Source organism: Achromobacter sp. GbtcB20 (assembly GCF_019091095.1).
Taxonomy (GTDB): domain Bacteria; phylum Pseudomonadota; class Gammaproteobacteria; order Burkholderiales; family Burkholderiaceae_B; genus Achromobacter; species Achromobacter mucicolens.
Map to the genome: position 1 here is coordinate 15,495 of NZ_JAGXJZ010000007.1, position 22,832 is coordinate 38,326.

Sequence of the window (22,832 nt, forward strand, 5' to 3'; positions counted from 1 at the left end):
CGTTTTTGCGACCCGTTTTTGCGGCCCGTTTATGCGACCCGTTTTTGCGACCCGTTTATGCGGCCGCGGGCGTGGGGACGCGGTACGTTTTCTGGTAGTGCACCGTGAACGTCTTGAAGGCGGCCAGCGCCTTGTGCGGATCGTGTCCAGGCTTGACGAGAAAGCTGTCAAAGCCCACGCGCGCCTGGTAGTGGATGGTGTCGATCATCACGTCGCCGACCGCGCGCAGCTCGCCCTGCCACTGGTAGCGCGTGCGCAGCAATTGGGCCAGCGAGTAGCCGCGGCCATCGGTGTAGACCGGAAAGTCCACGGCGATGAAGGCAATGCCTTCGGGATGCAGCACGCCGTCTGCGTCCGCCAGATCGGTCAGGTCGGCATCGGGGCCCAGCAATACCGCCACGGGGTGCTTGTGGCGGCGCAGCGTGGCGCGCGATGTTTTCCAGACGGACAGCGGGACGATCCAGCCGGGCTCGTCGGCGGGCACCTGGCCTTCGGCCGGCACTTCGGGTTCGGGCACGAAGGGGCGCGACGTGTCGGCCTCCAGCTTGCCGTTGCGGATCAGGTGCGGGCCGGGCGCGTCATGGGCGTAGATCTCAGACATGGGCGGGCTCCGCGTGCTGCATGGGTTTGGCGAAGGCAGGGTCCGCGTACACGTCCTGCTTGAAGGGGTCGATGCCGACGCGGTCGACCACGTCGATGAAGCGCTCGGCCTCGCTGTCGCGCAGGCCCAGGTAGGTGCGGATCAGGCGGTCGACCACGCCGGGCACCTGATGGCGCGCGAACGACGGGCCGATGATGCGGCCAATGGCCGCGCCGCCGCCGTGCGTGGATTCAAGGTCGGGCAGCGGCTTGGCGGCGCCGTTCTGGCGGCCGCCCACCGTGACCTGGTACCACTCCTCGCCGGCCTTATCGACGCCGAGGATGCCGATGTGCCCGACGTGATGGTGGCCGCAAGAGTTGATGCAGCCCGAGATGTTCAGGTCCAGTTCGCCGATTTCGAACAGGTAGTCCAGGTCGTCGAACTGGCGCTGGATGGCTTCGGCCACGGGAATGGAGACGGCATTGGCCAGCGCGCAGAAGTCTCCGCCCGGACAGGCGATGATGTTGGTCAGCAGGCCGACGTTGGGCGTGGCGAGGTTCAGGGCCTCCAGCTTTTGCCACAGTTCATGCAGGCGCGAACGGCGCACGTCGGCCAGGATCAGGTTCTGTTCGTGCGACACGCGCAGTTCGCCATAACCGAAGTCGTCGGCCAGGTCGGCCACGGCGTCCATCTGGTCCGCGGTGATGTCGCCCGGCGGCACGCCGGTGGGCTTGAGCGACACCGTGACCGCCGCGTAGCCGGCGACCTTGTGCGCATGCACGTTGGTGCGCAGCCAGCGCGCAAAACGCTTGTCGCCCGCGGCCAGCGCGGCGGTGTTGTCGACGTCCGCCGCGGCGGCGGCATCGTGCTGCGGCCAGACGAAGCGCGACTTGATGCGGTCCACGAATTCCTGCGTGATGGTGTCGGGGCCGCCCTTGATGCGCTGCCATTCTTCATCGACCTGCTGCGCGTAGACCTCGGGCGTCAGGTCCTTGACCAGGATCTTGATGCGCGCCTTGTACTTGTTGTCGCGGCGGCCATGCAGGTTGTACACGCGCAGCGCGGCTTGCAGATAGGTCAGCAGGTGCTGCCATTCGACGAACGGATTGATCAGCTTGCCGACGATGGGCGTGCGGCCCAGGCCGCCGCCGATCCACACGCGGAAACCCAGCTTGCCGTCGCGTTCGACCGCCTGCAGGCCGATGTCGTGCACGCCCACGGCGGCGCGGTCTTCCACGGCGCCGCTGACCGCGATCTTGAACTTGCGCGGCAAAAAGGCGAATTCAGGATGCAGCGTGGACCACTGGCGGATGATCTCGCACCAGATCAGCGGATCAACGAGCTCGTCCGGCGCGACGCCGGCAAAGTGATCCGTAGTGGTGTTGCGGATGCAGTTGCCGCTGGTCTGGATGGCGTGCATCTGCACCGTGGCGAGTTCCGCCAGGATGTCCGGCACGTCTTCGAGCTTGGGCCAGTTGAACTGGATGTTCTGACGGGTGCTGAAATGCCCGTAGCCGCGGTCCCATTTGCGCGCGATGTGAGCCAGGGTGCGCAACTGGCGCGACGCCAGCAGGCCATACGGAATCGCAACGCGCAGCATGGGAGCGTGGCGCTGGATATACAGGCCGTTCTGCAGGCGCAGGACGCGGAAATCGTCCTCGGTAAGCTGGCCGTCGAGAAAGCGGCGCGTCTGATCGGCAAACTGCGCGACACGCTGCTCGACAAGCTGTTGATCGACGGGGTCATACACGTACATGTCTACTGCCCTTGAAATCTTCTCGGTCTGAACCCCGGAACGGGGCAGGCGCACGGCGCCGGAAAAACGGGATTCATAACCGTAACAGGCAGCCGTAAAGACCGTCTAAGTCATTCTGGTAATAAAGAAATAAGAGCCCCCACGCCGCGCGCGCTCCGCGCGCTAGCTGCCCCCCCGAGGGGGCTGCCCCGCCTTCGGGCGGCCGCGCGGCGGGGCGGCTGTTTTTGCGGAGGGCGTGCGCGGCGAATCGATAGCCTACGCGTGCAAAGGAAAACCTGGCTTGCCCCAGGACAAGCTTTCAGCGCAGCTACAACGCCGCGTTCACTGCCCACCGCGCCACGAACACCAGAATGATGACCAGGCAGGCCGCGAGCAGCAGGCCGGTGGCGATGAGGGGGCCGGGTTTGTTGCGGGCAATGTCGGCGTCGTAGCCGCGGCCGCGCCGCACGCCGAAAAAGGCCCACAGCACGGAGCGGACCGTGCGCAGGAAACCGAGCATATGCGCCTCCGGGCAGATTCTTGACCGTCCACTGTAGACGTTGGACTGCGGCGCAGACAGAGGCAGATCCGGTTCAACCGACCGTATCAGTTGGCGCGGCGGCATGCGCGCCGATGCCGCGCACGATGTGGTCCAGCAGTTCGCGCGCGGCGGGCGAAATGTGGCGGCCGGCGCGGCTCAGGACGTGCAGGCTGCCCTGATTCAGGATGGGATTGGCCAGCGGCAGGCTGGCCAGCCGCTGTGCCTGCATGTCGGCGGTGACGGCGATGGGAGGCGTGAGCGCGTAGCCGATGCCGGCGGCCGCGAATTGCCACAGCGCCTTGAAGGACGAGGTGGTCAGCACGTTGTGCAGCCGCACCTGCTCGCTGATCTCGGCGGCCTGGATGTGCTGGCGCACGCCAAAGCCTTCCTGCATGGACGCGCCGGGGTAGTCGGCCAGGTCGGTCAAGAGCAGGGGGCGGCGCAGCCGCGTCAGCGGATGATCCTGGCGCACGATGGCGCGTATCGGTTCGGGCCGCGAGTAATGCGTGCGCAGCCGCGCGTCGTTGGGCGGCTGGAACACCGGCCCGATGTAGGCGCGGTCATCGACGATGCGCTGCACGATCTCGGAGGTGCGGGCCACGTCGATGTCTAGCGTGACTTCCGGGTGGCTACGCCAGTAACCCGGCAGGACGCGGTCGAACATGAGTTCGACAAAGCCCTCGCCCAGCACCAGATCGATGTGGCCGCGCTCGGCCTTGCGCAGGCTGTCGATCTCGGAAAAGAAGCTTTCCTGGATGTCCTGCTGGCGCTTCACGTAACGGGCAAGGATGTGGCCGGCATCGGTGGGCACCAGCCCGCGGCCGCGGCGCTCGAACAGCGCCATGCCGCAGTCGCGTTCCAGCGCGGCGATGGCACGGCTGACGGCGGACGGATCCATTTCCAGCGCTTCGGCCGCGCCGCGCACCGAGCCCCGGCTCATGACCTGCATGAAGTAGTGCGTGCGGCGGGCGTCGAGTTGTTCATCCATGGCGGCGGCTCCGGGCGGGAATGCGGCGGATTTTCCACGCGCACAATTAAGGGTTTACCCTTAACGAACGCTGTCCCGTGCAAAAATTTCCCAGGAAAAGGCAATTCGTTGCATTTTACGCAACGTTTCTCGGCGGCGGGTGTCATGGTTGCCCGCCAACGGGCAGAGCGAAAATTGCGCAGTCCGAACCGGCGCGCCCGTTGCGCGCCGTTCGTCATCAGGGGAAAAACAATGTCTCATGCCAGCGCCAGCCTGGCCTTGCCTTCCATGCCGCTATCGGGGCGCGTGCGCATGCTCGCCGCCATCCTGCTGGTGGTCGTCATCTCCGAAGCGATCGGCAGCGTGACCTTCTCGGTCGGTCCCGGCAAGATCGTCCTGCAACCCATGCTGTGGGCCATTTTCATCGGCGCGGTCGTGGCGGCTTTCGGTCAGCGGCTGCCGTCCGGCATCGGCATCGACAAGGCCATGCAGACCCGCATCAGTGGCTACCTGCAATATGCGTTGCTGCCGTTCCTGGCCAAGCTGGGCCTGATGGTCGGCGGCGCCTTGCCGCAGGTGCGCGAGGCCGGCTGGGCGCTGGTGTTCCAGGAGTTCGGCCACTTCTTCGGCACCATGGCCATCGGCCTGCCGCTGGCGCTGCTGCTGGGCATCAAGCGCGAAGCGATCGGCGCTACGTTCTCGGTGGGCCGTGAGCCCAGCCTGGCGATCATCGGCGAGCGCTACGGCATGAATTCGCCCGAAGGCCGCGGCGTCATGGCCGAATACATCACCGGCACCGTGATCGGCGCGCTGTTCGTGGCGCTGATGGCCGGCTTCATCACTAGCCTGAACATCTTCGATCCGCGCTCGCTCGCCATGGGTGCAGGCGTGGGCTCGGGCAGCATGATGGCCGCCGGCGTGGGCGCGATCGCCTCGCAGCAGACGCCTGAAATGGCGCATCAGGTGGCTGCGCTGGCTGCTGCCGCCAACCTGCTGACCACCGTGGTGGGCGTGTACTTCACCCTCTTCATCTCGCTGCCCACGACGATCTTCCTGTACGGCAAGCTGGAGCCCGTGCTGGGCCGCTTCTCGCGCGGCAAGAACGAGGCCGTGGTCGACGACAGCGTGTCGGAAGACGTGCCCGCGCACGGCGCGAAGATGGGCTTTGGCGACCGCCTGACCGCCTACGTCATCTGTGGCCTGTTTGCGTTGGTGGGCAACCGCCTGGGCTACAACGTGCCGTTCGCGGACGCGCTGCCCGGCATGGGCATCATCGTGCTGCTGGTCGTCATCACTGACCTCATCCTGCGCGTCGTGCCCAAGCTGCCGGCGGTGTTCGTGCTGTCGCTGATCGCCATGACGGCCGGTTGCCCCGGCGTGCTGCCGTACTCGGACCAGATCATCGCAATGGTCGGCAAGGTCAACTTCCTGCCGTTCACGACGGTCATCCTGGCCATGGCCGGCCTGTCGATCCTGAAAGACCTGCCCGCCTTCCGCAAGCTGGGCTGGAAGATCGTGGTGGTGTCGCTGGCCGCCAACGCCGGCACCTTCATGGGCGCCACGATGATCGCGGAATTCTTCCACTGATCGTCTTCGCGCCACGAGAAAGCCGCCTTTTCAGGCGGCTTTTTTCATGGACCGGCTTGGGGGCGGTGTCAGACACCCGTCGAGACGCCGTCGCCAATTGACGGGTGTCTCATTTGGGTGTCTGACACCTGGGTCAGCGCAAGGATCCTTCGGCTGCCTGACACCTGGGTCAGCGCGGGAATCAGGGCGCGGCGCCGGGCCGGTAGCGCGCGTTGTCGGTCACGTTCTCGGTGGGGCCGATGTTGGCCACCGCCGGAACGACAGCACTGGCTGCCTTCATGACAGCCGCGGCCTGCAATTCGACTTGCGGATTGCCCATGGCGACACGATAAGGTTGCAGCGGCGCCAGGCCTTCGATGGTGCCCCAGTCGTTCGCGGCCTGGGCGCGTTGGGCCACCGGGTCGGGCCGCGCGGCAAAGTCTTCGACCGCGCGCCGCATGCGGGCGTCCGCGTACAGGTCGCGCAATTCATCGATGTTGAGGGCGGGGGCGGCAAGAGCAAGGGGCGCGGCCGCGGGGTCAGCGTTTTCTCTGACGCGCGGGGCGTTTTGCTCGGCCCTGGCCAATTTGTCGGCCTGGGCGCGTTCCAGGCGCTGGGCTTCGCGGGCGGCCTGGGCCTGGGCGGTGCGCTGCGCCTGGCGGGCCGCGAAGTTCTGCGCGGCGCGTTCGGCTTCCCCGGCGGGGCGGTTCTCATCCAGCATCGATACGCGCGCCGGAAAAGGCGCGGCGACGTGGGGGATGGCGGAGATCGCAGAAATGGCCATGCGGGCGCTCCTTGTCGTGATTGACCTTTGGGTTGGTCTGTCAGGGGAGATGCACGTTCACTGTAGCAAAGCCTTCTGCGCAGGGGTTTATCCATCTGTGGATTTCGTAACCGTCTCCCACGCCGCCAATTCCTCCTGCAAGGCGGCCAGCTTGCCCCGGACCAACCCGAGCGCATCGCTGCCCAGCAGCAGGTGCGCGGGCGGATGATCGGCGGCGATGGCCGCCAGCATGGCGCGCGCCGCCTTGCGCGGGTCCCCCAGCTGTCGGCCGCTTTTCTCTTCGCGCGCCTTGCGGATGGGATCGAAGATGGCGTCGTAGTCTGCAATCGCGCGTGGGGTACGTGTCATGGATCGGCCCGCCCAGTCAGTGCGGAACGATCCCGGCGCCACGGCGGTCACGGCGATACCCAGCGGCTGCACTTCCTTGCCCAGGGCTTCGGAAATCCCCTCCAGCGCGAACTTGCTGCCGCAGTAGTACGCGATACCCGGCATGGTGATGTGGCCGCCCATGGACGTGATGTTCAGGATGTGGCCGCGCCGGCGCTGGCGCATGAACGGCAGGACCGCTTTCATCATCGCGACCGCGCCAAAGACGTTCACGTCGAACTGGCGGCGCATTTCCGACAGCGGCGACTCTTCCATCACGCCTTCGTGACCGTAGCCCGCGTTGTTGACCAGCACATCGATGGCCCCGACGCTGGTTTCGATATCGGCCACGACGCCGTCGATGGCGTCGAAGTCGGTGACGTCCAGGACGCGCCCGATGGCCGCGCCTGGGGACAAGGCCTCGAAGGCGATCCGCGCGGGGTCGCTGCGCACGGTTCCAACCACGCGATGGCCGGCGGCCAGGGCCTCCTCGGCCAATGCGCGGCCGAAGCCGCTGCTGACGCCGGTGATGAGCAGGGTTTTGGGGGAGGTCATGGAGTCCGCTCCAAAGTCAGTGGAGAATGCATGGTAGTCTCGCAAAAACGCGCGGATAAGCCGTACTCCGCTACTTATATTGCATAAAACTATGAATGGAATTTCCCCGGGCGTAGACGGCGCGGCAGGCCGCGCTCTTGCCGAGAGCCGCATGGCCGAGCTGCTGCGCGGCTTGGCGCCCCATGAGGGCTACAACCTGACGGCGTTGCCCAGCGTGCGCGTGCTGCGCGCCAACCGCGCGCTGGCGCGCACGCCCGTGCTGTATGACCCCGGGATCGTGATCGTGTGCCAGGGCCGTAAGCGCGGATATTTCGGCGATCGGCTTTACCTGTATGACGAGCAGCACTACCTGGCCGTCTCCGTCCCAGTTCCTTTCAGCATGGAGACTGAAGCCACGTCCGAGCGGCCGCTGCTGGCGCTGTACCTGCACCTGGATTTTGTGTTGGCGGCGGAGTTGGCGTCGCAGATCGACGGCGCCGGGCACGCGGCGCCTGCGCAGGCGCCGCAAAGCATGATGTCGACCCCGATGGATGAAGCGATGCGTGCATCGGTGCTGCGCTTCATCGAGGCGATGGCAAAGCCGTTGGAAGCCGCAGTGCTGGGAGCGGGCCTGCTGCGCGAACTCTATTTCCGCGTGCTGACCGGCCCGCAGGGCAGTTCGATGCGGGAAGCGCTATCGCTGCGTGGGCAGTTTGGCCGTATTGGCAAATCCCTGCGTGTCATCCATGCGGAGTATGCCCAGCCGCTGGATGTCACCAGGCTGGCGAATGAGGCGGGCATGAGCGTGCCGAGCTTTCACAGCCATTTCAAGGCGGTGACGCAGGTTTCCCCGATGCAGTACGTGAAATCGACCCGCCTGCACCAGGCGCGCCTCTTGATGGTGCGGCAGGACCTGACGGCCGAGACGGCGAGCCAGGCGGTGGGCTACACGAGCCCGTCCCAGTTCAGCCGCGAGTTCAAGCGCCTATTTGGCCTGACGCCAGCGGCAGAGGCGCGGCGCATGCGTGAAGGCTTCGCCATGCCAGCCTTCGCGCAAGCCGCGTTCGTGTCGTCGCATTGATGCCGTCGCACTTACCGGCGCAAACCGCCGGCGGCCAGATCAGGGCTTGGTGGCCTGCATCGAGGGGCGCTGGCTGAAATCCTCGTACCAGGCAGCCGTGGCCGGGTGCGAGGCGCGCCAGTCCAGGTCAGGGAAGCGGAAGTCCAGGTAACCCAGCGCGCAGCCGATGGTGACGGTGCCGATGTCCAGGCGGCCCGCGAGGCCCGCGGCGTTCTTCTCGATGAGCGCAAGGCCATCGCGCACCTTGCCCAACTGGCCCTCGACCCAGCCATCCCAGCGCAAGGCCTCGGGACGCAGCACGGTCTCGTAGCGCGCCAGCAGCGCCGCGCCCAGCATGCCGTCGGCCATTGCCTGTTCGGTCAGCACGGGCCAGCGGGCCTTGCCGGCAGGAAAGAACGATCCGCCGCCCAGATCGTTCAGGTACTCGCAGACAACGCGGCTGTCGAACAGCGCCTGGCCTTCATCGGTGATGAAGGTGGGCACCTGGCCCAGCGGATTGCTCGGGATGATGGTCTGGTCGCGGGCGACGGGACCGGCGGCGCTGGGCAGCTTTTCAATCCGGTCGGCCAGCCCGAGTTCGTGGGCGATGACCATGCACTTGCGTACGAAGGGCGAAGCGGGCGAGAAGAAGATTTTCATGGGGTTCCCTGTCGGTGAGAGGCGTCAGTGTTGCGCATGGGCCAGGTGCTGTCCAGCCACCCAGCCAAAGGTCAAGGCGGGGCCGAGCGTGATGCCCGGCGCGGGGTACGCGCCGCCCATCACGGACTGCATGTCGTTGCCCGCCACGTAAAGGCCGGGGATCGGCGCGCCGGCGGCATCCAGCGCCTGCGCATGGGCGTTGGCGGCAATGCCGCAGGCGGTGCCGATGTCGCCCGGGTACACCTTGACGGCGTAATAAGGCCCATCGCCAAGCGGCGCGAGGCATGGATTCGGCTGGTGCTGCGGATCGCCCAGATAGCGGTTGTAGGCCGTGCTGCCCTTGCCAAAATCGGGATCGGTTCCTTGCTCGGCGTGACGGTTATAGCGTTGGACGGTGGCCTGCAGCGCGTCGGCGGGTACGCCGAGCCGGCCGGCCAGCGCCGCCAGCGTGGACGCCTGCAAAAGGTAGCCCTGGTCGATCAGGTGTTGGCGGGGCCGGCCGCCAGGCAGGGCCAGCCCAAGGCCCCACGTGTCGATGAACCGCTGGTCGCAGACCAGGAACGCCGGGATGCTTGGCACGGACTCGTTGCTGCGGTACATGGCCTGCACGAACTCGTGGTACGAGGTCGATTCGTTGACGAACCGGTTGCCCGCGCCATTCACGGCGATCAGGCCGGGCTTGGCGCGGTCCCAGACCAGATGCGGGTAATTGAGCGGCGTGCCGGTGCCGGTATCCAGCACGGAGACCGGCGCCCAGAACGCCGGACTGGCATGGCCGCTGCCGAACGCCGCGCCGGCCTGTTCCGACAGCCGGATGCCATCACCGGTATTGCCGCGCGGGGACATCGACCAGCCGCCGGTCGGCTGCGGGTAGGTTCGCGCGCGCCGTTCCGGATCCCACGGGAATCCGCCCGTTGCCATCACGACGCCACGGCGTGCGCGCACGTTGACCGTCTTGCCGTCCCGCGACAGGGCGGCGCCCAGCACGCGCCCCGCGGCGTCGCGGTGTAGCGACAGCGCGGGCGTTTGCAGCCAGAAGTCGATGTTGCGGGTCAAGAGCCCGTGAAACAACTGGGCCGCCAGCGCATTGCCCAGCAGCAGCCGCGTGCCGCGGTGATACCCGCGCGCGCGGTCCGAGGCGTAACGCAACACCAGCTTCATGCTGTGGCGCCAGGCCGCGAACGAACGCGTGGCGCCAAGCAGGTGCCGCACGTCGGTGATGTTGACCATCATGCCGCCGAGCACGGTGAATTCCTTGAGCGGGTCGCGCAGGAGCCGCATGCGGCTGCCCAGCTTGCGGCCGTCGAATTCGACCGGGTCGAGCGAGCGGCCGCCCATTGCGGCGCCGGGCCGGTCAGGGTAGTAATCCGGCGAGGCGGTGCGCGCGGCAAGCTGCAAGAGGCCGCGCGACACCAGGTAATCCATCATGCGCGGGCCTGCCTCCAGATAGGCCCGCTTCATGTGTTCGGGGGCCGCCGCGCCCACCGTCTGGTCCAGATAGGTCCAGACGCTGTCCATGCTGTCCGCATGGCCCGCCGCTTCAGTCTGCGCGTTCAGGGGGATCCACACCGCGCCGCCGGAGATCGCCGTCGATCCGCCGATGCGGTCGGTCTTTTCGACCAGCAGTACGTCCAGCCCTTCCTCGTGCGCGGTCAGCGCCGCGGCCATGCCGCCCGCGCCGGAACCCACGACGAGCGCATCCACTTCCTTGTCCCATGCAATCTGGTCCATGCCGCCTACGCTCCCGAGCCGCCCAGCGACTTGCCGCCGTCCACGAAGATGACCTGCCCCGTGATGAAGTCCATGTGCGGCGCGGCCAGGAAGGACACCGCATTGGCGATGTCTTCAGGCCGCCCCGCGCGCCCGGTCGGCTGCAAGGCCAGTTGCGCGGCCATGCGCTCGGGCGTCAGGTTGCGCAGCAATGGCGTATCGATGAGGCCGGGCGCAATGGCGTTGACCAGGATGCCGCGTCCGGCCAGTTCCATCGCGCTGGCGCGGGTGTAGCCAACCAGCGCCGCCTTCGAGGCCACGTAATGCGGATGGTTCTTCGCGCCCAGATACGCGCGCGACGCGATGTTCACGATCTTTGCGCCCGGCTGCATGGTCCGCGCCGCTTCCTGGGTCAGGGTGGCGACCGCCAGCAGGTTCACGTCGAAGGCGCGCCGGTAGTCATCGCTCGTCACGTCGAAGAACGTGCGCTCGTCAAAGAGGCCAGCGTTGTTCACCAGCGCGGCCAGCGGCGGCAATGCGCTCGCCAGCGCGCGCGTGGCGGCTTCGTCGGCCAGGTCCACGACGCGGTGGCTGACATCCAGTCCCCGGTCGGCCAGCGCCCGTGATTCCTTCTCCGCCAGCGCCCCGTTGCGATCGGCCATCACGACGCGAAATCCATCCCGCGCCAGCCGCTCCACGATCGCCAGGCCCATGCCGCTTGCGCCGCCCGTGACCAACGCCGTTCCCAGACTCATGATTTCTCCTTAGACAGCCAGATAGCCGCCGTCCACCGGCAGTACCACGCCATTGACATAGCTGGCCAGGTCCGAGGCCAGAAACAGAATGGGGCCGACGATCTCGTCAGCGCGCCCCGCGCGCGCCATGGGGGCGCGCCCCATGTACCAGTCGGTGCCGCTGGCCTGGGCGCGCTGGCCGGCGGTCATCTCGGTTTCCATCAGGCCCGGCGCCACCGCGTTGACCCGCACGCCGTGGGGCGCCAGGTCGCGGGCCAGCACTTCCGTGAACGAGCGCACGCCGCCCTTGGACACCACGTAGCCCGCGGTCGAAATGCCGCAGCCGTAAGCCACGATGGAACACAGGTTGACGATGGCGCCGCGCGAGGCCTTGAGCTGTTCCACGAAGGCATGCGTGACGTTGAACGTGCCTTGCAGGTTCACCCGCATCACGCGGTCCCAGATCTCGGGGGTGCGCGGATCGTCGAACGGCGCGCGCGCCGAAATGCCGGCGTTGTTGACGAGGATATCCAGCGGACCGTGACGCGCCGCGCAGTCGGCGGCAAAGGCGCGCACGGCCTGCTCATGGGTCACGTCCAGTTCGGCATGCGCGGCATGGCCGCCGGCCGCGACGATGGCCTGCGCCGACGCGGCGGCAAGGGCCGCGTCCACGTCGGTCACGATCACGCGGGCGCCTTGCCGGGCAAAGCCCTGTGCGATGGCGGCGCCCAGGCCGCGCCCGGCGCCCGTCACCAGGACGCGCTTGTCTTGCATTGAGATCATGGCTTTTTCCTTGCGGCGCCTATGCGCCCAGATAGGCGCGCTGCACGCCTTCGTCGCTGGCGAGCGCGGCGGATTGCCCATCCAGCGCGATCTCGCCGTTCTCCAGGATGTAGGCGTGACTGGACACCGACAGCGCGAGTTTGACGTTCTGTTCGACCAGCAGAATCGTGATGCCCTGTTCGCGGTTCAGCCGCAGGATGATGTCGAAGATCTGCTCGACCACCAGCGGCGACAACCCCATGGACGGTTCGTCCAACAGGATCATGCGTGGCCGCGCCATCATGGCGCGGCCGGTCGCCAGCATCTGCTGCTCGCCGCCAGAAAGCGTGGCGGCCTTTTGTTCGAAGCGTTCTCGCAGACGTGGAAAGGTGTCGCACACCATGTCCATGTCCTGCCGGACAGCGTTGCGGTCCCGGCGCAGGTAGGCGCCCATTTCCAGGTTTTCGCGCACGCTCATCTCGCGGAAGATCTCGCGGCCTTCCGGCACCTGCACGATGCCGCGTCCCACGACCGCATCGGCGGACAGGCGGTGGATGGGTTCGCCCGCGAAACGCACGCTGCCCGCCGTGGGCGAGACCAGACGCGAAATCACGTTCAACGTGGTCGACTTGCCCGCGCCATTGGCGCCCAGCAGCGCCACGATGGCGCCTTGCGGCACCTTCAGCGACACGTCCTGCAATGCGCGGATGTTGCCGTAGGCGGCCGACACCGCATCGACTTCCAGCAGAATCTCAGCCACCAGCTGCTCCCTTGCCCAGATAGGCCTCGATGACACGGGGGTTGTTGCGCACCTCGGCGGGCGTGCCCTCGGCGATCTTTTCGCCAAACGACATGACGGTGATGCGATCCGATATGGACATCACCAGTTGCATCACGTGTTCCACCAGCAATACCGTGATGCCGTCCCGCTCGCACAATTCGGTCAACAGGCGGTCCAGCGTCTCGATCTCGCGGTTGCGCAGGCCCGCCGCCGGTTCGTCCAGCAACAGCAGGCGCGGAGAAATGGCCAGCGCGCGCGCCAGCTCCAGCATCTTCTGGCGTCCGAAGTCCAGACTGCAGGCGGGGGTGTCCAGGAAGTCTGCGAGGCCGACGCGCTCGAGCAGATGCTCCACCCGCTCGCGGGCCTCGGCCGCCGCCGGGCGCAACAGCTTGCGCGGGCTGTTCGCGCCGTGCGCGTACGTCCCCAGCAGCGCGTTCTCCCGCACGCTGAGCGCGCCGAAGAGCTCCAGGTTCTGGAATGTGCGCGCCACGCCCAGCGCCGCCATTTCGTGTGGCTTCTTGCCCGTGATGTCGGCGCCATCGAAGGTGATGCTGCCGCTCGTGGGGCGGTAATAACGCGATATGCAATTGAACGTCGTCGACTTGCCGGCGCCGTTCGGACCGATCAACGCGTGAATGCGGCCGCGTTCCACCTGCATGGACAGCCCGTTGATCGCCGTCAGGCCGCCGAATTTCACCGTCAGTCCCTGCACGTCCAGATAAGGATGTGTGCTCATGCTGCGCTCCTTTGCGGGGATTTGGAGGCGGTGGCCGCCGCGCGCGAGGCCGCGGGCAAAGGCGCTGCCGGCGGGGGCGCGCGCCGCGCCGCACGGCCCGCAAACAGGCCCTTGGGCGCGAACATCATGAAGCCCATCAGAATGACGCCGTAGATGATTTCCTGGAACGACAGCGCCTGGCGCAGCAGTTCGGAGATGAGGCCGAAGGCCAAAGCCCCCGCGATGGCGCCGCGTACCGATCCGATGCCGCCCACCACGACCATGGTCAGGATCAGGATGGTGGTCTGAAAGCCCAGGCTTTCGGGATGGATGAACGACGCGAAGAGCGTGTACATGCCGCCCGCGATGCCGGCGTAGGCGGCCGACAGGGTGAACGCGGTTCGCTTGATGGCATTGACGTTCACGCCCATCGCCTGCGCCGCGACATCGCTCTCGCGCACGGCCCGGAAGGCCGATCCCAGTTGCGAGCGCGACAACGCCACGGTGGCCCACAACAGCAGCGCGGCAATCAGCACGACAAAGGGGTAGGCCTTCATGTCCGACACCAGTTCGTACCCGAAGAGCGAGGCGGGCGAGATGCGGAATCCGTTGGATCCGTTGGTGACCGACTGCCAGTTCAGGAACACCCATTGCATGGCTTCCCCGAAGGCGAACGTGGACAGCGCCAGATAGATGTCGCGCATGCGCAGCGCGAGCGCGCCGATCACGTAGCCCAGCGCCGCGGCCAGCAGCCCGCCCGCCAGAATGGAGACAAAGAAGGGCGGATGCCACAGGTTGTTGATGAGCCCGGCGGTGTAGATGCCCACGCCATAGAAGGCCGCGTGCGACAGCGCAAACTGCCCGGTTTCGCCGATGACCAGGTGCAGGCCCAACGCCAGCACGACGAACACCATCAGCAGGTTGACGACGTAGACGACATAGCCGCTAGCCATGAAGGGCAGCGCCACCAGCACGACGGCCATGAGCGCCAGCAGGACGCGATCGATCTTGTTGCTCATACTTTCTTCACCTGCAGTTTGCCGCCCAGCAGTCCTTGCGGGCGCACCAGCAGCACGACCATGATGGCCACGAAGGGCGCCACCACGATGGCATTGGTCGAAATGAACAGCCCCACCAGGTTCTCGGCAACGCCGATCACAAAGCCCCCGACCACCGCGCCGGGCAGGCTGGTGATGCCGCCCACGATGGCGGCGGCATAGGCCAGGATGGCGATGTGGCCGATGTCCGGGGTGATGAGGATCTTGGGCGTGATGAGCAGCGCCGCGACGGCCGATATCAGGCCTGACAACGCCCACACCATCATGCGGATGCGGGTGAGGTTCACGCCCGTCAGCCGCGCTGCCTTCGGATTCATTCCCACCGCGCGCATGGCCCGGCCAACGCGCGTGTAGGCGAACATCCCGAACAGCAGCAGCATGACGATGACCGCGACGGCGAAGATCAGCAGGTCAAGCCGGGTCAGCACGGCGTCGCCGATGATGACGGCGTCCGTGGACGCAAGCGGCGGCAGCGAGCGCGGGGTATCGCCCAGGCCCGATGTGCGCACCAGCCCCTTCAGGGCGTACGCCAGTCCCAGCGTGGCGATGACCATCTGCACGCCCACGCCCTTGGAAGCGATGACCCGTTCCATGACGACGCGCTGGAACAGGCCCGACAGCAGGGCCACCGCGGCCAGCGTGACCGGAATGACCGCCATATAAGGCCATCCCATCACCAGGATGAGGAACAGCGCAATGTAGCCGCCCACCATGAAGATCTCGCCCTGGGCGAAATTCGGCACATCGGTGGTCTTGAAAATGATGACGACGGCGACGGCCAGCAACGCGTATACGCTGCCCGTCACCAGCCCCGACAGCACCCCCTGCTGCAGGAACAACCAGGTATCGGCAAAGCTCATGATGTTCTCCGGCGGCCCGCGCGATGCTGCGCCATCGCGCGGGCGTGGCCCCTGACGGGCCGCGGGTTTACTTCTGGTATTGCCAGGTGCTCTTGAAGGCGCCAGGCACGAGCGTCATGTTCGTTCCATCGAACTTGATGTAGATGGCGGCCTCCTGCGCGGCGCGGTCACCCGGGCCGAACTCGATGGGGCCTGCCATGACGCCCGAGTCGAACTTCATGGTTTCCAGCGCCTGCAGCACCTTTTCACGCGTGGGCTGCGGGCCGGAGGCCTTCAGCGCGTTCACGACCGCCATGGCGGGCGGAATGCCGTAAGGCATGTAGGACTGCGGGTGCCCGGGCTTGGCCGCCAGGTCGGGATACGACTGCTTGTACATGTCGTACACCCACGTCAGCTTCGGCCCGCCCGGCAGATCGGCCAGCACGTCCTGGATGTACACGTTTTTGAACGCATCCTTGTTGCCCACGTTCTCCACGAGCTGCTTGAGATCCGCCGTGCCATTGACCGCCAGCACGATGGGCTTGTTCCAGCCCAGTTCGTGCGCCTTCTTGATGATGAGGGCGGCGGGGCGCGCATACGTTGTCAGCAGCAGCACATCGGGATTGCCCGAGCGGATCTTCAGCATGGGCGCGGTCACGTCGGTGATGCTCGGGTTGACCGACTGCACCTGCAGCGCCGGGTCGCCAAGCTGTTTTGCCTGCGACTGCGCCGCCTCCAGGTTCCAGCCGCCGTAGGCGTCGTCATGATTGATGTAGCCGATCTTCTTGGCCTTCAGGTGTTCCGATGCGAACTGCACCATCGAGCCGCCGACGGCGTGCTGCGAGATCGAGAAGGCGCCGTAGATGTACTTGGACGGCGGGTAAAGCGCGCCGTCGCCCGAGGCATTCAGCATGACCAGCGGCACTTTTTCGCGCTCGATATATTCGCGCGACGCGACGACGGCCGCCGAACACGATCCCCCGTTCAGCAGGAAGACCTTGTCCTGCTCGTTGAGCTTCTTGACGGCGGCGACCAGATCGTTGGCGTTGCAGCGGTCGTCTTCCACGACCAGTTCGATCTGGCGGCCGTTGACGCCGCCTTCCTTGTTGACCTTGGCGTACCACATCTTGGCGGCGTTCAGCACGTCAAAGCCGTAGGCCATGCCGCTGCCCGACAGCGGCGCAAAGACGCCGATCTTGATGGTCTTGTCCGTGATCCCCGGTTCCTGCTGCGCCTGCGCGGCGGCCGAAAAGGCCAGGGCGCACAGCGCGGCAGCGGCCGCGTAGCGACTACGTTGGTTCATGCTTGGTCTCCCGTTCTTTTTTGGATGCGCGTCTTTGGTGGATGACGCTTTGATGCGTTGACGGCGGTGCCGCCGGGTAAGTCTTACTGCATGCGGTAGCCGCCGTTCACGTCGATGACGCTGCCGGTGATGTAGCCCGCATCTTCCGAGGCAAGGAACCGCACGGCCGCGGCCACTTCCTCGGCGGTGCCGATGCGGCCCAGCGGGATGGCCTGTGCAGCCGCGGCCAGCGCGCCGCTGCTGGTGACGGTGCTGCGCAGCATGTCGGTGTCGATCAATCCGGGCGCGATGCCGTTGACTGTGATGCCAAGATGGGCGGCCTCGCGCGCCATGGCCTTGGTCAGGCCCAGCACGGCCGACTTGGCGGCGATGTAAGAGGCGCTGGACCGGTAGCCGCCCAGTTGCGCGGCGACCGACGTGAAGGTGACGACCCTGCCATGCGCCAGCGGCTTGGCTTCGCGCCGGCGCAGGTAGGCGCGTCCGCAAAGGAACACGCCGCGCGCATTCACGGCAAAGCTGCGTTCCCAGATATCGAGCGACGTGTCCTTGATGAGCGGCCGCTCGCCGTTCTCCTGGAACAGCAGCAGTCCGGCCGCGCTGACCAGCACCGCGATGGGGCCGTGCTGGCTTTCGATCTGCTCGAATGCGCTGTCGACGGCCGCTTCGTCGCTGACGTCAAAGGCATGCGCGGCGTGGGGCGCGCCCAGCTCGTCGGCCACCCGGCGCGCACGGTCGCTGTCCACGTCGGACACCACCACGCGCAGTCCGGCCTGTGCGAGTTCCCGGCAGATCGTGGCGCCGATGCCGCCGCCGCCGCCGGTCACGAGGGCGAGGCGGAACTCCGGGCCGGCCGTGGCGGGCTTGGATACATTGGTCATGCTGTCTCCTCCGTGGCGTGTCGTCCATCCTTGGGATTGGATCGGCCGCCAGTCTGATTTTTTGCGATTATGTATACATGGTCGTAGGGCAGGTATAGGGGCTTACCCTGAACGACGTTTGATTTACGACAGAAGCACTATGGAAAGCCCTGAGATAGGGCTAGAGCACACTGCCGCATGTATTCTTCATGTATACAATTGCCGCATGGATACGCTATCTCAACACGTCACCGATACGCTGCGGGACTGGGTGCTGCACGGCAAGTTCAGTCCCGGCGCCCGGCTGGAAGAAATCCCGCTGGCCGAAAAACTGGGCGTGTCGCGCACGCCGGTACGCGCGGCGCTCGCCACGTTGGGCAACGAAGGCCTGCTCGAACATTTGCCCAAGCGCGGCTACACCGTGCGGGCTTACGACATCGGGGAGATTGTGGCGGCGTATGAAGTGCGAGCCGCCCTGGAGGGCCTGGCCTGCCGGCAGGCGGCGCTGCGCGGCCTCTCGAATGACGCGGTCGCGGTGCTGAAGAACTGCCTGGACGAGGGCGACCGGATTCTTGCCAAGGGCGTGTTGCTGCCGGAAGACCATCTGCCGTACCAGCAGGTCAACATCACCTTGCACAACGGCATTCTTGAAGCGGCGGGCAATCCATGGGTGAAGCGGTTCGCGACGCAGGCGCAGGCGATTCCGTATGCGTCGGACCGGATCATCCTGTGGGAAGACCACGGGATCATCCTGCGCTCGCACGATGACCATCATCGGATCGTGAGCGCCATCATCGCCCGCGACGGCGCGCGGGCCGAGGACCTGATGCGCGAACACGTGTACTACGCGGGCATCATCCTGAAGAACAACTACGAGCGGCTGGCCCAGGCGTACCGGGTTTGAACGGCCCGGCGCGCCTGTCGCAAGCCAGTGGCGCGGGCGCAAGGCCCGCGCCACTTATTCCGTGACGCCCGTTTCCAGGCAGGGCTTGAACTCGCCGGATTCCGGATCGCGCAGGAACAGGACGCCGGTGGCCACGCCAAAGTAGGCGCCGTGCAGTTCCAGTTCGCCCTTTTCGACGCGGCGGCGGATCGACGGGAACGTCATCAGGTTGTTCAGGCTGTGCGCGACGGTGGCCAGTTCCAGGCGCTTCAGGTTGGCCTGGCGATCACCGGTCTCGGGGGACATGCCCTTGGCGACGGGTTCGATCTGCGACATCCATTTGCCGATGAAATCGCTCTTGCTGAGCGGCGTGGCGTCGTCGAAGAAGAAGCGGATGCCGCCGCAGGAGGCGTGGCCCAGCACGACGATGTGCTTGACGTTCAGGCCGTTGACCGCGAATTCGATGGCGGCGCTGGTGCCGTGGTACGACGATTCCGAGTCGGGATCACAGGGCGGTACGAGGTTGGCCACGTTGCGCACCACAAACATTTCACCGGGGCCTGCGTCGAAGATCACTTCGGGCGATACGCGCGAGTCGCAACAGCCAATGATCAGGATTTCCGGGCTTTGGCCGATTTCGGCCAGCTTTTGATAGCGGCTGCTTTCCGTCTGGAAGCGGCCGTCAAGGAAGGATTGGTAGCCTTCGGAGAGTCTTTTGGGAAACATGATCTTCAGTTCCTAATATCGAGGCCAGGCTTGCTGGCGCGCCGGCATACGCACGAAGGGGCTTCGTGTGGAAGCCCCTTTTATCGAGTCGGCAGTCGGGATTTTCCCATAATTGGGCTGATAGCCACCTGTCTAAACCCTGATATTGAAAGGGTTTTTTTGCGGCGGGTCGAAGCCCTGGGCGGCCTTAGCGGGCCGCTACGTCCAGCGGGGTCACGCGAGCGAATTCAAGCGGCGTGATGGCCTTGACCACCTTGATCTGGCCGGGGGCGAGAGGGCCCACGATGTCTTCGCTGACCCGGCCGACCTCGCGGTTCTGGGCGTCGTACAGGACGTACGTCAGAAGGACGCTATTGACGGGGCGTTCGGACTGGTTGGCCAGGAAACCGGTGATGGTCGAGACGTTGCGGGTGCTGTCGCGCACGGCCTGGACGTTGCCCAAAGTGACGCCGTAGGCAAGGCTTTGCGCGCCGGCGGTGGTGGCGCAGGCGCTGGCCAGCACGGCAATCGAGGCGAGGATGATTTTTTTCATGGGCGTCTCCTGGGGCTCGCGGCGCGGGTTTTGCCTATCTCACTCCTTTCCGGCCGGGGATACAACGGGTCAGATGGATGAATGGGTAACAGGTTGCGGCGGAAGTTGCCATCGCTGTGGGTTTGTCCGATGATGACCGGGCCGGCGCCTTGGCCGGCGGACCGTGCCGCCCGCGTCGCGCGTGCCATTGCGCGAGGGGCGCTCAAGGGAGGAACTCATGCTTTCCCGTACCACCCAGCTGGCCTCGGCCATCCTGTTGTCCGCATGTTTTGCCGGCGCGCAGGCCCAGACCCCCGCCGCGCCCTCAACCGCCAAGACGCCCACGCCGCAGCAGCAGCGCATGTCGGACTGCAACAAGGCCGCCGAGGGCAAGAAGGGCGACGACCGCAAGACCTTCATGAGCAGCTGCCTGAAGGGCGAGGAGCCCGCCAAGCAACTGACGCCGCAGCAGCAGAAGATGAAGGACTGCAACGCCAAGGCCGGCGAGCAAAAGCTGACGGGCGAGGCCCGCAAGACTTTCATGAGCACCTGCCTGAAGGGCTGACCGCCCGGCAAGCAAAAACGCCAGACGAGGTCTGGCGTTTTCTTTGGCCCGCTGACAGCGGCGCTACGCGCGTCACGCCGTGGCAATCGGCGTGACCGGCGACCCAATGGCATGCGGCAGGCGCAGCGGGGGCGCGGTCAGCATGAAGTGGTGGCGGCCGTTGGCATGCAGGAAATCCGCCAGGTCCTTCAAATACCAAAGCTCGGCCAGCGGCAGGCCCAACTTGAACAGGCAGTGGTGATGCAGCGGGAGCATGGGACGCGGGCCGGACTTTTCGCGGGCGGGGTAGGCCTCGACCGCGTAGTTGTCGGCGCAGATGGCGGCGATGCCGCTGTCGGTGATCCATTGCAGCAGCGCGTCGTCGGTGCCGTCCAGCGCGGCGCCGTAGGTGTGCAGCACCTCGGGGTCCGGGGCGCCGTTCATGGCGACCACGGCTTCGGCGTAGCCGGTGCGCAGCACCAGCATGTCGCCGGGCTCCACGGCGATGCCGTCCGCGTCCAGCACGTGCATCAGTTCGGCGTGGCCGATCAGCGTGCGGCCCGGGCCGTAATGGCGGAACAGGTCCACCAGCACCCCGCGGCCCTGCATGCCCTTTTGCGCCAGGTTCTCGACGCCCAGCTTCAGCGCGGCGGACGGGCCGCCGCTGTTGCAGCCGCAGCCGGTGTGGTCGCCGTCGGCGGGGCCCACAACGTCAACGCCGGCCTGAAAGCCGTTGTAGTAGCGCAGTTCCGGCGTGCCGTCGCCATCGGCGTCAAACAGCGCGCCCACGTGCGCCAGCGCGTCCCACTGCGTCGAATACTGCATGGACAGCAGCACCTGGTCGTCGCTCAGCACATCGAGCGCGTCCGGGTTCACGTTCTTGAGCGGGAAGTTCAGGTACGGCGTGTCCTTGAGCTTCGTCGGGCTTAGCTGCGGCGGATGGCGGCGCGGGTTGAGCACGTTGCCGCCCGGCAGGTCCAGCGGCAGCGACAGGCAGAAGGTCTTGCCGGCGCGGATCTCGCGCGCGCCCTTCAGAACCTGCTCTTCGGTGATGAGGTTCAGGCGCCCGAGTTGGTCGTCGGGCCCGAAGTCCCCCCAGTTGGAGCCTTCGGGCCGGTGCTTCCAGCGTTGCATGCGGCTCACCCCGTCAGGAAGTCGACGACCACGCGGGTGAAGGCTTCCGGTTGCTCCCAGTTCGAGATGTGGGAGGTGTTCAGTTCGACATAGCGCGCGCCGGGAATGGCGGCGGCCAGTTCCTGGCCTTGCGCGGGCGTGGCGGCCAGGTCGTGCGTGCTGCTGATGACGAGTGTGGGCGCGGTGATCGAAGACACCTGTTCGCGGAAGTCGGCGTCGCGCAGCGCGGCGCAGTTGCCCGCGTAGCCCGCGTCCGGCGTGCGGCGCAGCATGTCGATCAGGACCTGCGTGAGGCCGGGTTCGGCGGCGCGGTAGCCGTCGGTCAGCCAGCGCTCGACCAGCGTGGGGGCCATCTTTTCCAGCGTCTGCTCAGCGACGGCGGCGATGCGGGCGCTCCAGCCTTCCGTCGAACCGATGCGCGCGGCGGTGTTGCACAGGACCAGCTTGCCGACGAGTTCGGGGCGCGCCAGCGCCAGCCACAGGCCGGTCGGGCCGCCCATCGACAGGCCGCAGAAGTGTGCGCGCTTGATGTCCAGGTGCGCCAGCAGTTCGGCGACGTCGTTGCCCAGCTGCTCGAAGCTGTATTCGCCTTCGGGGACCGAGGACTTGCCGTGGCCGCGGGTGTCGTAACGCAGCACGCGGAAGTGGCGGGTCAGTTCGGGGATCTGGCGGGCCCACATGTCGGCGCAGGTGCCCAGCGAATTGGAGAGCACGAGCACCGGCGCGTCGGCGGGGCCATCGATGACGTAGAACAGCCGTGCCTGGCTGAGATCGGCATAAGACATGTGGGATTCCTTCCGGGAAAGCCGCGGCCGGGCGTCGTTGACGGCGGCCGCGCGGGATTACAGGTGGCAGACGCCGTCGACGTAGGCTTTGCGCCAGCGGGTGATGGTCACGCGGTCGAACAGGTCGGCCTGCGCGAAGGGGTCGGCATCGATGAACTGCTGCGCGGCTTCGCGCGTGTCGACGTCAACGATGTACAGGCCGCCGCCGGCATCCTTGCCGTCATCCTGCAGCTTGGCGCCGCACGCCAACAGGAGCTGCTTGTTGGCGTCCAGGTATTCCAGGTGCTTGGCGCGATGCTGCTGGCGCATGTCCTGGTGGTTGGGCTTGTCGAAGGTTTCGATGATGTAGGGCATGCAAGGCTCCTGTCAGATCGCCGAGGGATGGCGCGCAAGCGCCGTGACTTCGATATCCATGTACGGGAAGAGCGGCAGGGACGACAGCAGCGCATGCAGTTCGTCGTTGCTTTCGACGTCGAAGATGCTGACGTTGGCGTAGCGGCCGACAACGCGCCACAGGCTCTTCCACTTGCCGTCGCGCTGAAGCTGCTGCGCCAGGGCCTTTTCGTCGGCCTTCAGTTTGTCGGCGCGGTCGGCAGGCATGTCGACGGGCAGATTGACTTGCATTTGAACCATGAACAACATGATGGACTCTCCATGATGCCGCCCCGGCTGGCGGGGCGGCGTATCGGCAATTAAG

26 protein-coding genes are annotated in these 22,832 nt (G+C 66.3%); 4 read left to right on the plus strand and 22 right to left on the minus strand.

Going from position 1 to position 22,832, the window contains the following annotated elements:
* Positions 1-55: 55 nt before the first annotated feature.
* From KVT32_RS11535 to KVT32_RS11550, 4 genes are all read right to left on the minus strand, one after another.
* Positions 56-601 carry a DUF934 domain-containing protein gene (locus tag KVT32_RS11535; RefSeq protein WP_056319884.1) on the minus strand — a complete coding sequence of 182 codons (546 nt, stop codon included), beginning with the start codon at positions 599-601 and terminating at the stop codon, positions 56-58.
* Positions 594-2,336: a nitrite/sulfite reductase gene (locus tag KVT32_RS11540; RefSeq protein WP_217618230.1), complete on the minus strand. Its 1,743-nt coding sequence runs from the start codon at positions 2,334-2,336 to the stop codon at positions 594-596. The genes KVT32_RS11535 and KVT32_RS11540 overlap by 8 nt, the downstream gene beginning before the upstream one ends.
* A gap of 307 nt (positions 2,337-2,643) precedes the next feature.
* Positions 2,644-2,835: a DUF2970 domain-containing protein gene (locus tag KVT32_RS11545; RefSeq protein ID WP_217618231.1), complete on the minus strand. Its 192-nt coding sequence runs from the start codon at positions 2,833-2,835 to the stop codon at positions 2,644-2,646.
* Positions 2,836-2,908: 73 nt separating this feature from the next.
* The gene (locus KVT32_RS11550) at positions 2,909-3,844 is read right to left on the minus strand and encodes a LysR family transcriptional regulator (RefSeq protein ID WP_217618232.1); all 936 of its coding nucleotides are present in this window, start codon (positions 3,842-3,844) and stop codon (positions 2,909-2,911) included.
* A gap of 231 nt (positions 3,845-4,075) precedes the next feature.
* Here KVT32_RS11550 and KVT32_RS11555 point away from each other — a divergent pair, with 231 nt between their 5' ends.
* On the plus strand, positions 4,076-5,410 hold the full coding sequence (locus KVT32_RS11555; RefSeq protein ID WP_128829098.1) for a DUF3100 domain-containing protein: 1,335 nt from the start codon (positions 4,076-4,078) through the stop codon (positions 5,408-5,410).
* 181 nt (positions 5,411-5,591) lie between these two features.
* Here KVT32_RS11555 and KVT32_RS11560 read toward each other — a convergent pair whose 3' ends face one another.
* Positions 5,592-6,173 (minus strand): hypothetical protein, encoded by a 582-nt coding sequence (locus KVT32_RS11560; protein ID WP_217618233.1) that lies wholly within the window; start codon positions 6,171-6,173, stop codon positions 5,592-5,594.
* An 87-nt stretch (positions 6,174-6,260) separates the two neighbouring features.
* The gene (locus tag KVT32_RS11565; RefSeq protein WP_217618234.1) at positions 6,261-7,094 is read right to left on the minus strand and encodes an oxidoreductase; all 834 of its coding nucleotides are present in this window, start codon (positions 7,092-7,094) and stop codon (positions 6,261-6,263) included.
* A 151-nt stretch (positions 7,095-7,245) separates the two neighbouring features.
* On the opposite strand from KVT32_RS11565, the gene KVT32_RS11570 reads away from it, so the two are divergent.
* Entirely contained in the window at positions 7,246-8,154 is a 909-nt protein-coding gene (locus KVT32_RS11570) for an AraC family transcriptional regulator (protein WP_217618292.1), read from the plus strand.
* Between the two features lie 39 nt (positions 8,155-8,193).
* On the opposite strand, the gene KVT32_RS11575 is transcribed toward KVT32_RS11570, so the two are convergent.
* The 10 genes from KVT32_RS11575 to KVT32_RS11620 all read right to left on the minus strand — a co-directional run bounded on the left by KVT32_RS11575 (position 8,194) and on the right by KVT32_RS11620 (position 17,573).
* Complete coding sequence (locus tag KVT32_RS11575; protein ID WP_056319865.1) at positions 8,194-8,793, minus strand: glutathione S-transferase; 600 nt, start codon at positions 8,791-8,793, stop codon at positions 8,194-8,196.
* Positions 8,794-8,817: 24 nt separating this feature from the next.
* Positions 8,818-10,524 (minus strand): FAD-dependent oxidoreductase, encoded by a 1,707-nt coding sequence (locus KVT32_RS11580; protein WP_217618235.1) that lies wholly within the window; start codon positions 10,522-10,524, stop codon positions 8,818-8,820.
* 5 nt (positions 10,525-10,529) lie between these two features.
* The gene (locus tag KVT32_RS11585) at positions 10,530-11,258 is read right to left on the minus strand and encodes an SDR family NAD(P)-dependent oxidoreductase (RefSeq protein ID WP_056319860.1); all 729 of its coding nucleotides are present in this window, start codon (positions 11,256-11,258) and stop codon (positions 10,530-10,532) included.
* A gap of 9 nt (positions 11,259-11,267) precedes the next feature.
* Positions 11,268-12,020 carry an SDR family NAD(P)-dependent oxidoreductase gene (locus KVT32_RS11590; RefSeq protein ID WP_063955923.1) on the minus strand — a complete coding sequence of 251 codons (753 nt, stop codon included), beginning with the start codon at positions 12,018-12,020 and terminating at the stop codon, positions 11,268-11,270.
* A 19-nt stretch (positions 12,021-12,039) separates the two neighbouring features.
* Positions 12,040-12,759, minus strand: a complete 720-nt coding sequence (locus KVT32_RS11595) for an ABC transporter ATP-binding protein (RefSeq protein ID WP_062839023.1) — start codon at positions 12,757-12,759, stop codon at positions 12,040-12,042.
* On the minus strand, positions 12,752-13,516 hold the full coding sequence (locus KVT32_RS11600; protein ID WP_217618236.1) for an ABC transporter ATP-binding protein: 765 nt from the start codon (positions 13,514-13,516) through the stop codon (positions 12,752-12,754). Before KVT32_RS11600 ends, KVT32_RS11595 begins: the two co-directional genes overlap by 8 nt.
* Positions 13,513-14,514 carry a branched-chain amino acid ABC transporter permease gene (locus tag KVT32_RS11605; protein WP_056319852.1) on the minus strand — a complete coding sequence of 334 codons (1,002 nt, stop codon included), beginning with the start codon at positions 14,512-14,514 and terminating at the stop codon, positions 13,513-13,515. The genes KVT32_RS11600 and KVT32_RS11605 overlap by 4 nt, the downstream gene beginning before the upstream one ends.
* Positions 14,511-15,413, minus strand: a complete 903-nt coding sequence (locus KVT32_RS11610) for a branched-chain amino acid ABC transporter permease (RefSeq protein WP_217618237.1) — start codon at positions 15,411-15,413, stop codon at positions 14,511-14,513. Before KVT32_RS11610 ends, KVT32_RS11605 begins: the two co-directional genes overlap by 4 nt.
* Before the next feature lie 67 nt (positions 15,414-15,480).
* The gene (locus tag KVT32_RS11615) at positions 15,481-16,695 is read right to left on the minus strand and encodes an ABC transporter substrate-binding protein (RefSeq protein WP_217618238.1); all 1,215 of its coding nucleotides are present in this window, start codon (positions 16,693-16,695) and stop codon (positions 15,481-15,483) included.
* An 83-nt stretch (positions 16,696-16,778) separates the two neighbouring features.
* A complete protein-coding gene (locus tag KVT32_RS11620) occupies positions 16,779-17,573 on the minus strand; it encodes an SDR family NAD(P)-dependent oxidoreductase (RefSeq protein ID WP_217618239.1) in 795 nt (264 codons plus the stop codon).
* A 205-nt stretch (positions 17,574-17,778) separates the two neighbouring features.
* Between KVT32_RS11620 and KVT32_RS11625 the strand changes: the two genes are divergently transcribed.
* Positions 17,779-18,456, plus strand: a complete 678-nt coding sequence (locus KVT32_RS11625) for a GntR family transcriptional regulator (protein WP_056319843.1) — start codon at positions 17,779-17,781, stop codon at positions 18,454-18,456.
* Positions 18,457-18,510: 54 nt separating this feature from the next.
* On the opposite strand, the gene KVT32_RS11630 is transcribed toward KVT32_RS11625, so the two are convergent.
* Entirely contained in the window at positions 18,511-19,161 is a 651-nt protein-coding gene (locus KVT32_RS11630) for a carbonic anhydrase (RefSeq protein ID WP_152382816.1), read from the minus strand.
* 187 nt (positions 19,162-19,348) lie between these two features.
* On the minus strand, positions 19,349-19,693 hold the full coding sequence (locus KVT32_RS11635; RefSeq protein ID WP_152382815.1) for an FxLYD domain-containing protein: 345 nt from the start codon (positions 19,691-19,693) through the stop codon (positions 19,349-19,351).
* Between the two features lie 217 nt (positions 19,694-19,910).
* Between KVT32_RS11635 and KVT32_RS11640 the strand changes: the two genes are divergently transcribed.
* Complete coding sequence (locus KVT32_RS11640) at positions 19,911-20,237, plus strand: PsiF family protein (RefSeq protein ID WP_062839027.1); 327 nt, start codon at positions 19,911-19,913, stop codon at positions 20,235-20,237.
* 72 nt (positions 20,238-20,309) lie between these two features.
* On the opposite strand, the gene KVT32_RS11645 is transcribed toward KVT32_RS11640, so the two are convergent.
* Genes KVT32_RS11645 through catC form a run of 4 tightly spaced genes read right to left on the minus strand, consistent with a single transcriptional unit; the run spans position 20,310 to position 22,777 of the window.
* Entirely contained in the window at positions 20,310-21,350 is a 1,041-nt protein-coding gene (locus KVT32_RS11645) for a cyclase family protein (protein ID WP_193725334.1), read from the minus strand.
* Between the two features lie 5 nt (positions 21,351-21,355).
* On the minus strand, positions 21,356-22,135 hold the full coding sequence (pcaD, locus tag KVT32_RS11650; protein ID WP_056319832.1) for a 3-oxoadipate enol-lactonase: 780 nt from the start codon (positions 22,133-22,135) through the stop codon (positions 21,356-21,358).
* Between the two features lie 57 nt (positions 22,136-22,192).
* Positions 22,193-22,489: a YciI family protein gene (locus KVT32_RS11655; RefSeq protein WP_056319830.1), complete on the minus strand. Its 297-nt coding sequence runs from the start codon at positions 22,487-22,489 to the stop codon at positions 22,193-22,195.
* 12 nt (positions 22,490-22,501) lie between these two features.
* On the minus strand, positions 22,502-22,777 hold the full coding sequence (gene catC / locus KVT32_RS11660; protein ID WP_056319828.1) for a muconolactone Delta-isomerase: 276 nt from the start codon (positions 22,775-22,777) through the stop codon (positions 22,502-22,504).
* Between the last annotated feature and the right edge of the window lie 55 nt (positions 22,778-22,832).

Bases quoted from the DNA above. Each gene is read 5' to 3' on its own strand.
- KVT32_RS11535 (WP_056319884.1), bottom strand. From the start codon at position 601: ATGTCTGAGATCTACGCCCATGACGCGCCCGGCCCGCACCTGATCCGC.
- KVT32_RS11540 (WP_217618230.1), bottom strand. From the start codon at position 2,336: ATGTACGTGTATGACCCCGTCGATCAACAGCTTGTCGAGCAGCGTGTC.
- KVT32_RS11545 (WP_217618231.1), bottom strand. From the start codon at position 2,835: ATGCTCGGTTTCCTGCGCACGGTCCGCTCCGTGCTGTGGGCCTTTTTC.
- KVT32_RS11550 (WP_217618232.1), bottom strand. From the start codon at position 3,844: ATGGATGAACAACTCGACGCCCGCCGCACGCACTACTTCATGCAGGTC.
- KVT32_RS11555 (WP_128829098.1), top strand. From the start codon at position 4,076: ATGTCTCATGCCAGCGCCAGCCTGGCCTTGCCTTCCATGCCGCTATCG.
- KVT32_RS11560 (WP_217618233.1), bottom strand. From the start codon at position 6,173: ATGGCCATTTCTGCGATCTCCGCCATCCCCCACGTCGCCGCGCCTTTT.
- KVT32_RS11565 (WP_217618234.1), bottom strand. From the start codon at position 7,094: ATGACCTCCCCCAAAACCCTGCTCATCACCGGCGTCAGCAGCGGCTTC.
- KVT32_RS11570 (WP_217618292.1), top strand. From the start codon at position 7,246: ATGGCCGAGCTGCTGCGCGGCTTGGCGCCCCATGAGGGCTACAACCTG.
- KVT32_RS11575 (WP_056319865.1), bottom strand. From the start codon at position 8,793: ATGAAAATCTTCTTCTCGCCCGCTTCGCCCTTCGTACGCAAGTGCATG.
- KVT32_RS11580 (WP_217618235.1), bottom strand. From the start codon at position 10,524: ATGGACCAGATTGCATGGGACAAGGAAGTGGATGCGCTCGTCGTGGGT.
- KVT32_RS11585 (WP_056319860.1), bottom strand. From the start codon at position 11,258: ATGAGTCTGGGAACGGCGTTGGTCACGGGCGGCGCAAGCGGCATGGGC.
- KVT32_RS11590 (WP_063955923.1), bottom strand. From the start codon at position 12,020: ATGATCTCAATGCAAGACAAGCGCGTCCTGGTGACGGGCGCCGGGCGC.
- KVT32_RS11600 (WP_217618236.1), bottom strand. From the start codon at position 13,516: ATGAGCACACATCCTTATCTGGACGTGCAGGGACTGACGGTGAAATTC.
- KVT32_RS11605 (WP_056319852.1), bottom strand. From the start codon at position 14,514: ATGAGCAACAAGATCGATCGCGTCCTGCTGGCGCTCATGGCCGTCGTG.
- KVT32_RS11610 (WP_217618237.1), bottom strand. From the start codon at position 15,413: ATGAGCTTTGCCGATACCTGGTTGTTCCTGCAGCAGGGGGTGCTGTCG.
- KVT32_RS11615 (WP_217618238.1), bottom strand. From the start codon at position 16,695: ATGAACCAACGTAGTCGCTACGCGGCCGCTGCCGCGCTGTGCGCCCTG.
- KVT32_RS11620 (WP_217618239.1), bottom strand. From the start codon at position 17,573: ATGACCAATGTATCCAAGCCCGCCACGGCCGGCCCGGAGTTCCGCCTC.
- KVT32_RS11625 (WP_056319843.1), top strand. From the start codon at position 17,779: ATGGATACGCTATCTCAACACGTCACCGATACGCTGCGGGACTGGGTG.
- KVT32_RS11630 (WP_152382816.1), bottom strand. From the start codon at position 19,161: ATGTTTCCCAAAAGACTCTCCGAAGGCTACCAATCCTTCCTTGACGGC.
- KVT32_RS11635 (WP_152382815.1), bottom strand. From the start codon at position 19,693: ATGAAAAAAATCATCCTCGCCTCGATTGCCGTGCTGGCCAGCGCCTGC.
- KVT32_RS11640 (WP_062839027.1), top strand. From the start codon at position 19,911: ATGCTTTCCCGTACCACCCAGCTGGCCTCGGCCATCCTGTTGTCCGCA.
- KVT32_RS11645 (WP_193725334.1), bottom strand. From the start codon at position 21,350: ATGCAACGCTGGAAGCACCGGCCCGAAGGCTCCAACTGGGGGGACTTC.
- pcaD (WP_056319832.1), bottom strand. From the start codon at position 22,135: ATGTCTTATGCCGATCTCAGCCAGGCACGGCTGTTCTACGTCATCGAT.
- KVT32_RS11655 (WP_056319830.1), bottom strand. From the start codon at position 22,489: ATGCCCTACATCATCGAAACCTTCGACAAGCCCAACCACCAGGACATG.
- catC (WP_056319828.1), bottom strand. From the start codon at position 22,777: ATGTTGTTCATGGTTCAAATGCAAGTCAATCTGCCCGTCGACATGCCT.